Source organism: Sanguibacter biliveldensis (assembly GCF_033798665.1).
In the GTDB taxonomy this organism is placed as follows: Bacteria; Actinomycetota; Actinomycetes; order Actinomycetales; family Cellulomonadaceae; genus Sanguibacter; species Sanguibacter inulinus.
This window is the reverse complement of record NZ_CP138359.1, coordinates 3,760,318-3,774,715: the sequence shown is the minus strand read 5'-3', so window position 1 is coordinate 3,774,715 and position 14,398 is coordinate 3,760,318. Positions and strand designations below refer to the sequence as shown.

Here is a 14,398-nt window from a genome sequence, read left to right as displayed (position 1 = left end):
CGCCGGTGGTCGACGGCCTGCGCCGACGCAGGTCCGGCCGAGGTCAGGCGACGGTCTCGGCGGTGCCTGCGGTCGCGCTGGGGCGGGCCATCTGGACGTCGGCCGTGGCCCGCGTGAAGCCTGCCGCGGTGTACGTGCGGATCGCCACGGTGTTGTCGCCCTCGGTGTAGAGCTCGACCACCTCGACCCCGAGGTCGTGCAGGCGGGCCAGGCCCGCAGCCGTCAGCGCTGTCCCCAGCCGCAGGCCCCGGGCGGAGGGGTCGACACCGAGGGCGTAGATCTCCCCGACCCGGGGCGCGTCCTGCGCCTGGTCCGCCGGGACCTTCAACCAGCAGAAGCCGACGATCTCGCCGTCACGCTCGGCCAGCAGGAACGACTCCGCGTCGAACCACGGCTCCCGGGCACGGGCCTGGAGGTCGCCGAGGGTCAGGCGCCCCTGCTCGGGGTGCGAGGCGAAGGCGCGGGCGTTGACCGCGAGCCACGCCGCGTCGTCCTGACCCGGACTGAAGCTCCGGAGCGTGACACCCGGGGCGAGCTCGGGCGCAGCACCCGGGGCGTCGAGAGGCCTGTGCATCTTCCACAGCTCCCGGACGACGACGAGCCCCGTGCGCGCGGCGAGGCTGCGCGCGGCCGGGAGGTCGCCGTGCGCCCACACGGACAGCACGCGGTCCTCGGCGTCCATGAGCTCGAGGGAGTGCTCGAGCAGCGCCGTGCCCACGCCGTGGTGCCGCGCGAGGGGGTGCACGACGAGCTCGGCGCTCGCCGTCCCCGCGGCACCGCGGTCGATCTGCGCGTACCCGGCGAGGTCGTCGGCCGCACGCACCATCAGGTGGGTCACGGGAGCCTCGGCGTCGAGGAGGTGCAGCAGCGGCTGCTCGGAGAGCGGTGCGACGCCGTCGACGTGCTCGGCCGCGCGGGCGAGCCTGTGCACCGCCGCTGCGTCGGCTGCGGTCAGGGGGCTGGTCTCGACGTCGATCTCGCTGTGGTCCACACCCTCGATTCCATCACGGCCGGGCCGTGGTCGGCTGCAGCAGGAGGACAGCCGCGCGGGTGGACCTGCAGGGCCGCCGCGCAGGTGGAGGTCGTGATGGCGGGTGGGCCACCCGCACCGCTGGCTCGGCCGACGCCGCGCACCGCAGACTCACAGCGGGCTCATGGGAGGCCCAGACTGCGCAGACAGGCTCCGGCGCCAGGGTGGTCGCCATGAGCACAGACGACCGCACCCAGCCACTGTCCACCCCACCGCCGCTGCCCGAGAGCTCGAGCGGACCTGCCGGGCCGCCGCAGGCCCCGGCCGCACCGCACCAGGCTCCGCGCCAGGCACCGCACCAGGTTCAGGACGGCCCCACGGTCGAGGCCGCAGCGATGCCGTCCGGAGGGCCGGGCTACGTCAACAGCTCGGCGACCGCGCAGCCGCCCGCCCGGCGACGCCTGGGCGTCGGGGCAGCCGTCGGCGGCGTGGCCGCAGCAGGTGCGCTGTTCGTCGGCGGGCTCTTCGTCGGGTCGGCCACGGCCGACGGACCGAGCTCGAGCGCCGCAGCCGAGGCGACTGGTGCCGGGGAGGCTGCCGCCCCGGACGGGACCGCGCCCGAGGGGACCGCGGACGACGGCACCGCGCCCGACGCCGCAGCAGCCGACGGGACCGCACCCGACGGCGCCCTCCCTGATGCCGGTGGCCGTGGTGGCGCGATGCCCGGAGGCGGCGGTCTGACCTCGGGAGAGATCACGGGCATCGCCGACGGGACCCTCACCGTGACCCTGACAGACGGCACGGAGATCACCGTGACCACCACCGACAGCACGACCGTCACGACCACCGAGACCGCAGACGTCTCGGCGCTCGCGGTCGGGGACACCGTGACTGTCACGGGCGAGAGCTCCGACGACAGCTCCGTCGCCGCGACGAGCATCGCAGAGGGCGAGACCGCCGGCCTCGGCCGCCCGGGCGCAGGGATGGGCGGCGGCGGACCGCAGGGGACCGTCGAGCCGAACGCGACGGGGGCGGGTACGGGGAGCTGAGACGATGAAGGAGGTTTTGCACTGTATCGATGGTTGACACGATATACCTGGTATGGGATGTTCTTGCCACTGGGGCGGATTCGCCGCCTCCTCGTCGAAAATGGTGAGAGCAGTGAAGAGAACTGTGGGCGCCTCTGTCTCGGTACTTCTGGTCGCGATCGGCTTGGTCGTCGTCCCGACCTCGATGGCTTCAGCATCAGTCGGCTGTTCAGCCGTCTCTGTGCGCGTCAACAGCACGTCCGGCGGCGAGGGGGCGAGTGATCAGAACGGTCACAGTCACCAGACCGGCAAGCACTACGTCTCACGGATCACGAGCGCCAAGATGTGGTACTGGTCCGCGGACAACGACAACGGACGCACGGACAAGTGGGACACCGCCCACGGCTTCATCCAGTGCTAGCTGGTCGCCTACGCGTCGCGGTGGTGTGCGCCCTCTCGGCGTGCGCCACCGCGCTCGTGGGTTGCGGGGCGGGCGATGCTGGAGCGGGTGACCCTGTAGAGGAGAGCACCAACCCTTTTCGGGTTGAGGGGCCCCTCACGCTCCTGCCGATCGGTGAAGCTACAGCGGACACCTGTCTCGGTGACTACCTTCTCGAGGAGGGGCAGCTGCAGGTCACCGACTGCTCCACCGCTGGTGCGATGCCCGTCGTGGCGGCGACATCTTTTGCCGAGACTGCGCCGCTCGAGCGTCCGAGTGCGACGAGTATCGCCGAGGGCGCGAGTGCCGTCTGCGGTCCTCTGATCGACGCCTGGGTGACAGCCGAAGACCCTGGGGCTGTCGCAGTCCACGTCATGGTCTACCCCGACGTGTGGGAGGGGCCGACGACTCCACTGATCTGCGCAGCACGGCGATGAAGAGTCCCGACGTGGCGCTCGCATTCGACGACGTCTCCATCGAGAGGCGACGACATCGCTTGGTCAGAGGTGTGTCCTTCGAGGTCCAGCGAGGATCGGTCCATGCCCTCCTCGGGCACAACGGTGCTGGGAAGACGACTCTCATGCGAGGGCTTGCGGGTGTCGTGCCGCTCCAGACAGGCCGGATCTTCAGCGCCGAGGTCCCAGTCGTCCTCTTCGGAGGCGGCCGATATCCTGCTGACCTCACGGTCAGGTCGATCATCGAGCATCGGGCGCGGATGCTGGGTGGTGTCGACTCTTCACGAGTACCGGCGGACCTCGGCGTCGACGAGTTCCTGGAGACACGCGGTGCCGCTCTCTCGACAGGTATGAGCCAACGGCTCGCGATCGCACTGGCGCTCATGTCAGGGTCGAGGCTGTTCGTGCTGGACGAGCCGACGGCAGGCCTGGACCCGCAAGGCGTAGAACAGCTCAGGGGCGTCATCCAGGCTCTGAGCAGGATGGGCAGCACGGTCGTCGTGTGCTCGCACGATCTTGCCGAGCTCGAGCTCGTCTGCGGATTCGTCACCTGCCTGAGACGGGGAAGAGTCACAGCCCACGGGACTGTCGCCCACGTCTCCGACGATCTGCCGCGAGCCGGTCACTTTCTCCGCACCTCCGACGACGGACGCGCCGTCGATCTCTTGCGTGCCCGTGCGATCGCGTCTGAGGCAGGGGCACGAGGTGCGCACATCGGCGCTGACGTCAGCCTGACCGCTGCACTCGCTGCAGTCTCGACGCATGTCGATGTCTACGAGATCACCGTAGACACAGGACTCTTCACGCGGATCTACGACGCGCACGCCTCGGCACCCGGCCGTCAGCGCCGGCGGGAGCGCGTGGCATGAGGTCGACACTGTCAGCGGAGTGGTTCTGGACGCGTCGACGTCGAGCGCTCCGGAGGGCTGCGCTTCTGGTGATGGTGCTCGTCTGTGCCGTCGTCGTCGCTCGATGGTTGTCCACCGACGCCGACGTCACGTCTGCCATCGCCGAGGCAGAACAGCTGGCAGCGGACGCGGCGGCGAACGGCGTCGACATCCCGACCTCGGCAACTTACGTGGAACCTCGCTACCAGCTGGCGCTGCAGATGCCGTCGGACTCTGCAGGGCTGGCAGCGGCGCTCATGCTGGTCGGGCTGGTCACGGCCTCGATGTCGGTCGGCGGCGAGTGGCGTACAGGGATCGTCCGGCTCACCTTCGAACCTGCTTCGTCACGCGTCCGGCCCACCCTCGTCCGGCTCGTCGTCTGGTGGTCTGCCTGGACGATCATCGGTCTGGTCGCCCTGGGTACGGGGGTCGCGGGTCTCACCGTCGTCGGCTCTCACCGCGGCCTGAGTGGAGGTGTGGAGCTCGGAGCCTGGGTCGGGGTGATCCTGAGGGGCGGGTTCGTCGTCGGGGCGGGTGCTCTTGTCGGGGCCGCCTTCGCGACAGCGCTCCGCTCTGATGCGGCAGTGGTCGCACTCGTCCTCGGTTACGTGCTCGTGGGTGAGATCGTGCTGCCCGCGCTCCTGGCCACGAGCGGCTATGCGAGTCCTGGCACGCTCCTCGTCGACTTCGTCGTGTCCAACGACATCGCACGGCCCGTCGTCATGAGCTGCGGCCAGGTACCCAGGTGCGAGATCGTCTATGCCTCGACCGCCGGGTCACCTGTCGTGTACGCCGTCGTCGTGATGACCATGCTCGGGACGTCGGCGCTCGCCGCCTGGCGTTCCAGGACCTCGATCTGGAGATAGGTGCGAGTAGGGCTGACGACGCACCAGCCGCGTGGGCCCCGGGTACTGCCCGGGGCCCACGTGTCGTGCGTCTCAGCCGCGCTCGAGGTGCCCGTAGCGGTGACGCGTCTGGGACACCGCCTGCTCGCGGACCATCGTCAGCAGCTCCCGACGACCGCTCGCCACGACGGGCGCGTCGAAGACGGTGACCGACCCGACGTGGGTGGTAGCGGCGGCCCGGAGGCCGGGCTCGGAGCCGACGAGCCGGATCCGTCCCTCGACCTCGCCGGCAGCCACGCGCGCGGCGAAGGACTCGGCATCCTCGACCGCAGCCGAGCTGACCGTGACGGCCACCCCGGCCACCCCGGCGGCGTGCAGCACGCGGTCTGCCTCGATCTCGAGCGCGTCTGCCGCGACGCGCAGCGTGAGGCCCGGGACAGGGCGGTAGCGCAGCACGTTCGACTCGGAGTCGAGCCCTGTCGGGTCGTGCTCGACGCCCATCTCGCTCTCCCACCACGCCTGGTCGTCGGCCGCTGCCCACGCGAGCCACTCTTCGGGCGCGGCGACGCGGTCGGGGACCGACGCGTCGTCGGACCAGGCGCCGAGCTGCGCGACGTAGCTGGGCCCGCCCGCCTTGGCACCGGGACCGACGACCGAGGCCTTCCAGCCGCCGAAGGGCTGGCGCTGCACGATCGCCCCGGTGATGTGCCGGTTGATGTAGGCGTTGCCGACCTCGACGCGCTCGAGCCAGTGGTCGATCTCCGCCTCGTCGAGGGAGTGCAGCCCACCGGTGAGCCCGAAGGACACGGCGTTCTGCACCTCGATCGCCTCGTCGAGGGTGTCGACCCGGATGATCCCGAGGACCGGGCCGAAGACCTCGGTCAGGTGGAACCACGATCCGGGCTGGACGCCAGCCTTCACCCCGGGGGTCCACAGGTGGTCGGTGCCGGGGACGGCGCGCGGCTCGACCACCCAGTGCTCGCCCTCGTCGAGGGTCGTGAGCGCCCTGAGCAGCTTCTCGCTCGGCTCTACGGTGAGCGGACCCGTCGTCGTGGCGAGGTCTGTGGCCGGTCCGACCGCGAGGGAGCGCACGGCGTCGACCAGCTGGCGGTGCAGCCGCGCCGAGCGCCCGACGTTCCCGACGAGCACGAGCAGCGACGCTGCCGAGCACTTCTGCCCGGCGTGCCCGAAGGCCGACCGGACGATGTCCTTCACGGCGAGGTCGAGGTCCGCCGCAGGGGTCACCACGAGGGTGTTCTTGCCGGAGGTCTCGGCGAAGACGTCGAGGTCGGGACGCCACGACGCGAAGAGCTCCGCGGTCTCGATCGACCCCGTGAGGATCACCCGGGTCACGTCGGGGTGGGTGACGAGCCTGCGCCCGACCTCGCCCTCGTCGGCCGAGACGACCTGCACGACGTCGGCGTCGTAGCCGTGCTCGACGAGAGCCCGGCGGATCGCGTCGACACCGACGGCCGCGCAGCGCGGCGTGACGTGCGACGGCTTGATGACGACGGGGGACCCTGCGGCGAGCGACCCGAGGACCGAGCCGAGAGGGATCGCGACGGGGAAGTTCCACGGCGGGGTGACGACGGTGAGACCCTCCGGGGTGAAGGTCGCCCCGGCGACCTCGTCGAGGTCAGCGGCCCGCTCGGCGTAGTACGCCGCGAAGTCGACGGCCTCGCTCACCTCGGGGTCGGCCTCGCCGACGGTCTTGCGGGCCTCGTGGACCATCGTGGCGACGAGGTCCGTGCGGGCCTCCTCTAGCAGGCGCGCGGCCGTGAGCAGCACCTCGCGGCGCTGCGCACCTGTGGTGGACCGCCAGGTCCCTGCCACCTCGGCGGCGCGGGCCACGACCAGGTCGACCTCGGCCGGCGAGGCCAGGACCGTGGTGGCAGGGACGGACGCGGCGAGCCTGTCGGCCGTCTCCTGCGAGACGACCTGCCGGGCCCACTCCCGGGACGCCTCGACGGCCGGGTCGGTGTCGGGCGCGTTGACGAAGGGCTGCCCGGCGACGAGCGTGGACGGTGCCGGCCGCACGGAACGGCGCGGCTCCGTGGAGACCGTCGCGCTCGTGGCGACCGAGGCGCGGAAGGCAGCCTCCTGGTGGTCCATCGGCGTGCCGTCCTCGTGCGGGCCGTCCTCACCGGCGAAGAGCGCGTGCACGAAGTTCTGCGACGCGGAGTTCTCCTCGAGCCTGCGGACGAGGTAGGAGACCGCGACGTCGAAGTCCTTCTTCGCCACGACAGGGGTGTAGAGGACCACCTGGCCGACGGCGTCACGCACGGCCCGGGCCTGTGCTGGGGCCATGCCCTGGAGCATCTCGACGTCGAGGGCCTCGCTCACGCCGCGGTCGCTCGCCATGAGGTGCGCGAGGGCCACGTCGAAGAGGTTGTGGCTGGCCACGCCGATCCGCACGGCGTCGGTCCGGGTGGGGTCGAGGGCGCGGTCGAGCACGCGCACGTAGTTGGCGTCGACGTCGGGCTTGGAGCCGTAGGGGGCCTGCGCCCAGCCGTGGAGCTCGGCGTCGACGCGCTCCATCGCGAGGTTGGCGCCCTTGACCAGGCGCACCTTGACGCGCGCGCCGCCGGCGGCCCGGCGAGCCGTCGCGGCCTCGGTGAGGACGTCGAGGGCTGCACCCGAGTCCGGGAGGTAGGCCTGCAGCACGATGCCCATCTCGAGCCCGAGCAGCTCGGGGTCGGCCATGAGGCGCAGGAACACCGCGACCGTGAGGTCGAGGTCGTGGTACTCCTCCATGTCGAGGTTGATGAAGGTGCCGCGCTCCTTGGCGGCCAGGTACAGCGGGCGGACGGTCTCGAGGACCCTCTCGACGCTGTCGGCGGTGTCCCAGGTGGACAGCTGGGACACCACGGCGGAGGTCTTGACCGACACGTAGCTGATGTCGGGGCGGGCGATGAGCGCGAGGATCCGCTCAGCCCGGTGACCGGCCTCCTGCTGACCGAGGACGGCCTCGCCGAGCAGGTTGATGTTGAGCCTGAAGCCGTCGGCCGTCGCATTCGCGATGTGCTTGGCCAGGCGCGGTCCGTCGTCGACGACGAGGTGCCCGACCAGCTGGCGCAACCGGGTCCGGGCCGCCGGGACGACCACGCGGGGCAGCAACGGTGCTGCGACGGTGCCGGCCGTGACGAGCATCCTGTCGACGGGGTTGAGGAAGGCACCCGGCGCGGAGGCTACCGAACGGAGCTCGGCGAGCTCGTGGGCGGCGACCTGGAGGTCGTCGGGACGGGCCACCCTGTCGACGAACCTGACCGCGAACTCGAGGCCTGCGGGGTCGGAGACCAGCTGCGCGAGCCTGTGGGTGGTGCGGCGCTCTGCCGCAGTCTGACCAGCGGCTGTGGCCGCCATCCACGTGCGCGCCAAGGATGCGGCGTCGTCCGTGAGCTGTGTGAGAGAGAGGGACATGGCACCAGTCTGAGCCACGCGGGCACCTGCGTCGTGGCGGCACGCGCCAGGGGCCCGGGTGCGTCTCCCCGCGACCTGCTCCCGGGCCTCCCGCGGAGGTCAGAGGCTGCCGACGACCCTCTCGTGGAGAGCCCGCAGCGACGACGCCGAGACGGAGAAGGCCCCGTTCGCCGGGTCGACGTGCACGACAGCGACCCCGGCCTCGACGAGGGCCTCGACGTAGCCCACGACCGACGCTGTGGGGACGGCGACGACCGACGGCGCTGCCGCACGGTCTTCGGCAGGGACGGTCTCGTCCTCGGGGAGCCGGGCCGCGAAGGCCGCCGCGCGCGACGCCGAGGTGAAGGCGACGAGCGTCGGACCGGCCTCGTGGGAGACGGCGAGCGGGGTCTGCGACGGCCCGCGAGGGACGAAGTACCAGTGGTCGAGCTCGAAGACGGCCTGCCAGAGCGCCGACTGGGCTGCGGTGTCGCCGGGCGTCGCGCGGGCGCTCGCGGCGAGCTCGTCGACGATGGTCGACTCCTGGGTGTCGTCCTGCCCGGCGGGGGTCTGGGCCGTGCGGGCCTTGAGCCGTGCGAGGTCGTCGAGCAGCGTCCGGAGCATCGACGGCTTGATGCCGAAGGGGGTGTCCTGGACGTCGAAGGCGAAGAGCCCGACGCCGCTGTCCTCCATCGAGGCGGCGGCCTGGAGCACGTCGCGCGGCGGCGAGGCGAAGACGGCGTTGGTCCCGCCGCGGCCGCCGTCGGCGAAGGCGATCGCGCGGGCCATGTCCGTGAAGGCAGGGACCGCGGACTCGCCGTTGAAGGTCACGAGCCCGGGCCGCATGGAGCCCGAGTCGTCCTTGACGAAGAACCAGCGGGGGAGCTCGAGGACGGTGCGCCACAGCGCGCCCCAGGCGACCGCGGCCTCCTTCGAGCCCGAGCCGTCACCGGCTCCGGCGGCGACGGCGGAGGCGACGAGGCTGTCGATGACGGCAGACGACGGTGAAGGCTTCATCCCTCCATCCTCCCCGAGCCCCGCGCCAGTGACGAATGCAGGCGCCGAGCTGCCGAGCTCGCCCTGCCGGTGCCCGCCTGGTTCAGCAGGCAGGCACCGACCGACTGCTACTTCGGCGCTGGCGTCGCCAGGCCGCTCGCGATGAGGTCCATGACCGACGAGTCCGCGAGGGTCGTCGCGTCGCCGACGGTGCGGTGCTCGGCGACGTCACGGAGGAGGCGGCGCATGATCTTCCCGGACCGGGTCTTGGGGAGCTCGGGGACGACGAGGATCGTGCGGGGCTTGGCGATCGGCCCGATCTGCTTCGCGACGTGCGCCCTCAGCAGCTCTTGGACGTCGGCCTGCACGGCGTCCGCGGCGAACTCCGAGCGCAAGATCACGAAGGCCACGACAGCCTGCCCGGTCGTCTCGTCAGAGGCGCCGACCACGGCCGCCTCGGCGACGATCTCGTGGGCGACCAGCGACGACTCGATCTCCGTGGTCGAGAGCCTGTGCCCCGACACGTTCATCACGTCGTCCACGCGGCCCAGCAGCCAGATGTCGCCGTCGTCGTCCTTCTTGGCGCCGTCGCCGGCGAAGTAGACGTTCTTGAACCTCGACCAGTACGTGTCCTTGAAGCGCTCGAGGTCACCCCAGATCCCGCGGAGCATCGCGGGCCAGGGTTCGGTCACCACGAGGTACCCGCCCTCGCCGTGCCCCACGGGCTGACCGGCGTCGTCGACCACGTCGGCGGCGATCCCGGGCAGCGGGCGCTGCGCCGAGCCCGGCTTCGCGTCGGTGACGCCGGGCAGCGGGGAGATCATGATGGCGCCGGTCTCGGTCTGCCACCACGTGTCGACGATCGGCGTGACGCCCGACCCGATCACCCGGCGGTACCACTTCCATGCCTCGGGGTTGATGGACTCGCCGACCGAGCCGAGCAGCCGCAGCGAGGACAGGTCGAAGCGTCCGGGGATCTCCTCGCCCCACTTCATGCAGGTGCGGATGGCCGTGGGCGCCGTGTAGAGGATCGAGACCTTGTACTTCTCGACGAGCTCCCACCAGCGTCCCTGGTGCGGGGTGTCGGGGGTGCCCTCGTAGATCACCTGGGTGGCGCCGTTGAGCAGCGGCCCGTAGACGACGTAGGTGTGCCCGGTGACCCAGCCGACGTCGGCCGTGCACCAGTAGACGTCGGTCTCGGGCTTGAGGTCGAACACGTTGTGGTGCGTGTACGCGGCCTGGGTGAGGTACCCGCCTGTCGTGTGCAAGATCCCCTTGGGCTTCCCGGTCGTCCCGGAGGTGTAGAGGATGAAGAGCGGGTGCTCGGCCTCGACCCACACAGGCTCGTGCTGGACGTCTGCGGCCTCGACGGCCTCGTGCCACCAGACGTCGCGTCCGGGAGTCCACGCCACGTCCTGCCCGGTCCGGCGCACGACGAGGACGTGCTGGACCGGAGACTCGGGACCGCCGTCGAGGGTCTCGAGGGCTGCGTCGACAGCGGGCTTGAGCGCTGCGGCGCTGCCCCGGCGGTAGCCGCCGTCGGCGGTGATGACGACCTTGGCCTCGGCGTCGGCGATCCTGCTGCGCAGCGCGTCGGCGGAGAACCCGCCGAAGACGACGGAGTGCGGAGCGCCGACGCGGGCGCAGGCGAGCATCGCGACGACGGCCTCGACGATCATCGGGAGGTAGATGACCACCCTGTCCCCGGCCTCGACGCCGAGGGACGAGAGCACGTTGGCCGCGCGGGACACCTCGCGCTGGAGCTCGGCGTAGGTGACGGTCCGGGTGTCGCCGGGCTCGCCCTCGAAGTGCAGCGCGACCCTGTCGCCGTTCCCGGCGACCACGTGCCTGTCGACGGCGTTGTACGCCGCGTTGAGGGTGCCGTCGGCGAACCAGCGGGCGACGGGTGCGCCGGACCAGTCGAGGGTCTCGGTGAAGGGGGTCTTCCAGGTGACGTGCTTCCGAGCCTGCTCGGCCCAGAAGGCCGTGGGGTCGGCGGCGGCCTGGTCGTAGAGGTCGGCCTGGGCGTTGGCCTGGGCGGCGAAGGCCGCGCTCGGCGGGAACGTGGCGTTCTCGTCCGCGGCCTCGTGGGCCTCAGGGGCTTCTCGGCCTTCGGGCGCTGTGGACGGGGTGTCCTGGGGCACGGCATTCCTCCGGTGTGCATCGACGCTGGTGCAAGGGACCTTCGTCCCAGGTCGAGCATAGTGTGTCGCAGCACACACCGGGCCCCGAGGTGTCGCGGTGCTCAGCGTGCGACGTCGCCCGACAGCACCGCCGTGCTCCCGCCCAGACGCGAGACCAGCTCGGTGCGCGACCTCACGTCGACCTTGCGGAACACCCGGGTCAGGGTCGCCTCGACGGTCCGGACCGAGAGGTACACGCTCGCGCTGATCTCCTTGTTGCGCATGCCGCGCGCCACGAGCAGCGCGATCTGCAGCTCTCGCTCGGAGAGCACCGACCGGACCTCGGCGGGCACAGTCGAGCTGTCGGGCCGCCCTCCGACCGCGATCTCCGCGGGACCGAGGCTCGCGGGCTGCTCGACCCACGGCGCGGCGAAGACCTGGCGCAGGTGGTCACGGACAGGCCGGACCAGCCGCGGGTCGGCGAGCCACCGCCGGACGGCGTCGGTCTCGGGCACCGGGGAGTGGCCCGGCGTCGCGAGCACGGCGTCGACGAGCTCTTGGGCGGCGCCGGACATCCAGCTGCACCTGTCCTCGCGCTGCGAGCAGGTCTGCGAGAGGGCCCTGGCGTCGTCGAGCCTGCCCTCGGCGACGTAAGCGCGCGCGAGGGCCGTCGGCAGGACGACGGTGATCATCGTGTCGGCGAGCGCCGTGCGCTCGTCGTCGTCGAGGAACAGCGCCGAGCGGGCGTGCTCGAAGAGCTCGACGGCCCGGTCGCCCTGGCCCGATGCGAGGCAGTACACGCCCTGGGTGACCTCGGCGCGGACGTCCAGCAGCGTCGGTCCCAGCGCGATCGCGCGACCTCTCCGCGAGGCCTGCAGGAAGGTCGGGGGGACTGCTGGGCCCGGGGCCTCGAAGGAGCTGCCGATGCCGACGGCGACCCGTAGCGAGGTGGCGCAGGAGCTGAGGTCCGAGATCTCCGACATCTTCTCGAGGTGGTGCACGGCGAGCACGTAGCTGCCGCGCGCGAACTCGACCATCGCGTGGTTGAGGTCGTAGAGCAGCCTGTCGTACCTGGAGCGCGGCGTGCCCGAGAGCGTCGCGAGCTCGGTGCGCGCCTCGGCGATCTTGCCTGCGTGACGCAGGGCGTAGAGGTGCATCCCCGCGCACTCCCAGGGTGTCCGGCCTGCACCTGGGGCACCCTGCACCTCGCCCCGAGCACGGGCCTGAGACCACCTCTCGAGGGCCGCGTCGAGGTCGGTCTCCCCCGACGAACCGGTGCGGGCCAGCGCGTAGTCGAGCTCGGCGCGGAGCGCGTCGGACAGCTCGTCGCGGAGCGGGGCGACGCGCTCCGCGACGGTCTGCGCGGCTGTGGGCCGCCCGACCGCCAGCAGCATGAGCGCGGTCTCGACGGCGAAGGCCTGCGCTGCGGACCGTTCGGAGGGGTGGGCCTGGTCGAGGGCGTCGAGCGCGATGCTCGCCGAGACCGTCTCGTCGGCGAGCAGGCGGACGTTCTGGAGCACGCGGGCCAGCGCGACCCGTCCGCGACCACCCGAGAACCCGTCGAGTGCGGTCTGGGCGACCGCCAGGGCGTCGGCCAGCAGACCGTCGTGCAGGGCGACCTGCGCCTCGGCGGCGCTCAGGAGGCCGCGCACCTCGGGCGTGCTGTGCGGCCAGGCGGCGGCGAGCAGCCTGCGCGCCCGGTCTCCGGCGTCGCGGCTGCTGCTCGTCTGGACGACCCGTACGGCGTGTGCCGCGAGGCTCAGGACGAGCCCCGCAGACTCGCCGGGCGCGTCGGAGGTCGCCACGGCCGTGCTGAACGCCTCCTGGACGGGGTCGAGGTCGTCGGCGCACGCAGCGAGGAGGGCCCGGGCCGCGCGGCGCCTGATGGTGCTCGTCGTCGTCGCGCGCAGGTGCCGCTCGAGCAGCCCGCTCACAGGCCGGACGTACCCGGCGCGCGAGACGACGGCGCCGTCGTCGACGAGGTCTTCGAGGCAGGAGCCGAGGGTGTCGAGCATCCTCGACACGAGGCCGGCCGAGCGGGTGCCCGAGGTGACCACCAGGTGCAGCGCCTCGAGGGTCGGTGGTGGGAGCTCGGCCACGAGGTCGGTCACGGCGGCACGTGCTGCGTCGGCGAGCCGCTCGGTCGTCGGGATGAGGCTCGTGCCGAGCAGCTGGGTCTCCGTGAGCTGCTCGACGAGCTCTTGGACGACCGCGGGGCGTCCGTCGGTGAGGTCGCGGACGCGCTGCGCGACAGTCGCCGGCGGGGTGAGGGACCGCAGCGAGCGGGCGGTCTCGACCACGTCCTCGACGGTCAGGGGCTTGAGCTCGAGCCTGCGGAAGTCGTGCAGCTCGGGGACGTCCTGCTCGCGGGTCGCCGAGCAGACCACTCCTCCGCCGGCGGTCGAGTACGCGGCGGCGAGGGCGAACAGAGCCCGGCTCGCGGCGTCGACGTGGTCGACGTCGTCGACGAGGAGGTAGATGCGGCCACGTCCGGCGGCGAGCCTCATCGACTGCACGAAGGCGTCGAGCATCCGCGAGTCGAGCGCGTCCGCACGAGACGGCGGTGCGACGTGAGCGTCGGCGAGCGCCTGCCGGACCGAGCCCACGTCGTCGGGGCGTGCGACGACCGGGATGCCGAGCGCGCTGCTCACCTGCGCCTCGGCGATCACGGCTGCCCCGTACGGGACCGTCGGCACGTTGCGCAGCCCGCGCACGCGCACGACGACGCCGTCGAGGGCGGTCTCGAGGTCGTCGAGCAGCGTCGACTTCCCCATCCCGCGCGGCCCGACGACGAGCAGGCCGGGGTGCGAGCCGGGTCCTGCCACGGCGTCGAGCGCAGCGTCCAGCTGTCTGGACGTGCTCTCCCGGCCTCCGTCGGTCGTGGTCGTGTCTCTAGCCATGGTCATCGAACCCCCCTTCGACGACGTGGGCACGGAGCGGATCGACCCACACTCGGAAAGCGTTGTCCCGAGGGTGCAGCGGGTGCCGTGCCTACGTGGACCAATAGTGCGGGACCTGAGGAGGTCTCCGCAAAGGCACCCGCAGATCGTGCGGGTTCCCGCAGAGGTGCACGGGGGTAGCCGCCGAGACCCCGCACCCAGCCCGCAACCCGCCGGTGCGGCGGCTGACGATGGGTCGGCGACACGACTCGGGTGGGACCTGGGTCCTTGCGGACGTGACGGCCACCAGGGGAAGCATCAGGTCATCCGCCCGCCGGTCCTGCCGGACGTGCCGCCTGGCATCACTCCAACGAGGG

At 71.9% G+C, this 14,398-nt stretch carries 9 protein-coding genes; 4 read left to right on the top strand and 5 right to left on the bottom strand.

Going from position 1 to position 14,398, the window contains the following annotated elements:
* Positions 1-43: 43 nt before the first annotated feature.
* Entirely contained in the window at positions 44-991 is a 948-nt protein-coding gene (gene mshD, locus SANBI_RS16375) for a mycothiol synthase (protein ID WP_319156938.1), read from the bottom strand.
* Between the two features lie 212 nt (positions 992-1,203).
* Between mshD and SANBI_RS16370 the strand changes: the two genes are divergently transcribed.
* From SANBI_RS16370 to SANBI_RS16355, 4 genes are all read left to right on the top strand, one after another.
* On the top strand, positions 1,204-2,019 hold the full coding sequence (locus SANBI_RS16370; protein WP_319156935.1) for a DUF5666 domain-containing protein: 816 nt from the start codon (positions 1,204-1,206) through the stop codon (positions 2,017-2,019).
* Positions 2,020-2,239: 220 nt separating this feature from the next.
* On the top strand, positions 2,240-2,419 hold the full coding sequence (locus tag SANBI_RS16365; RefSeq protein ID WP_319156934.1) for a hypothetical protein: 180 nt from the start codon (positions 2,240-2,242) through the stop codon (positions 2,417-2,419).
* A gap of 466 nt (positions 2,420-2,885) precedes the next feature.
* Positions 2,886-3,761, top strand: coding sequence for an ABC transporter ATP-binding protein (locus tag SANBI_RS16360; protein ID WP_319156932.1), 876 nt, complete (start codon positions 2,886-2,888; stop codon positions 3,759-3,761).
* 71 nt (positions 3,762-3,832) lie between these two features.
* Positions 3,833-4,645: a hypothetical protein gene (locus SANBI_RS16355; protein WP_319156930.1), complete on the top strand. Its 813-nt coding sequence runs from the start codon at positions 3,833-3,835 to the stop codon at positions 4,643-4,645.
* A gap of 72 nt (positions 4,646-4,717) precedes the next feature.
* Here the strand turns inward: SANBI_RS16355 and SANBI_RS16350 are convergent, their stop codons facing one another.
* From SANBI_RS16350 to SANBI_RS16335, 4 genes are all read right to left on the bottom strand, one after another.
* The gene (locus SANBI_RS16350; protein ID WP_319156928.1) at positions 4,718-8,044 is read right to left on the bottom strand and encodes a bifunctional proline dehydrogenase/L-glutamate gamma-semialdehyde dehydrogenase; all 3,327 of its coding nucleotides are present in this window, start codon (positions 8,042-8,044) and stop codon (positions 4,718-4,720) included.
* A 99-nt stretch (positions 8,045-8,143) separates the two neighbouring features.
* Positions 8,144-9,040, bottom strand: a complete 897-nt coding sequence (locus SANBI_RS16345; RefSeq protein WP_319156926.1) for a hypothetical protein — start codon at positions 9,038-9,040, stop codon at positions 8,144-8,146.
* Between the two features lie 107 nt (positions 9,041-9,147).
* Entirely contained in the window at positions 9,148-11,163 is a 2,016-nt protein-coding gene (acs, locus tag SANBI_RS16340) for an acetate--CoA ligase (RefSeq protein ID WP_319156923.1), read from the bottom strand.
* 101 nt (positions 11,164-11,264) lie between these two features.
* Positions 11,265-14,048 (bottom strand): helix-turn-helix transcriptional regulator, encoded by a 2,784-nt coding sequence (locus SANBI_RS16335; protein ID WP_319156920.1) that lies wholly within the window; start codon positions 14,046-14,048, stop codon positions 11,265-11,267.
* Positions 14,049-14,398 lie beyond the last annotated feature (350 nt).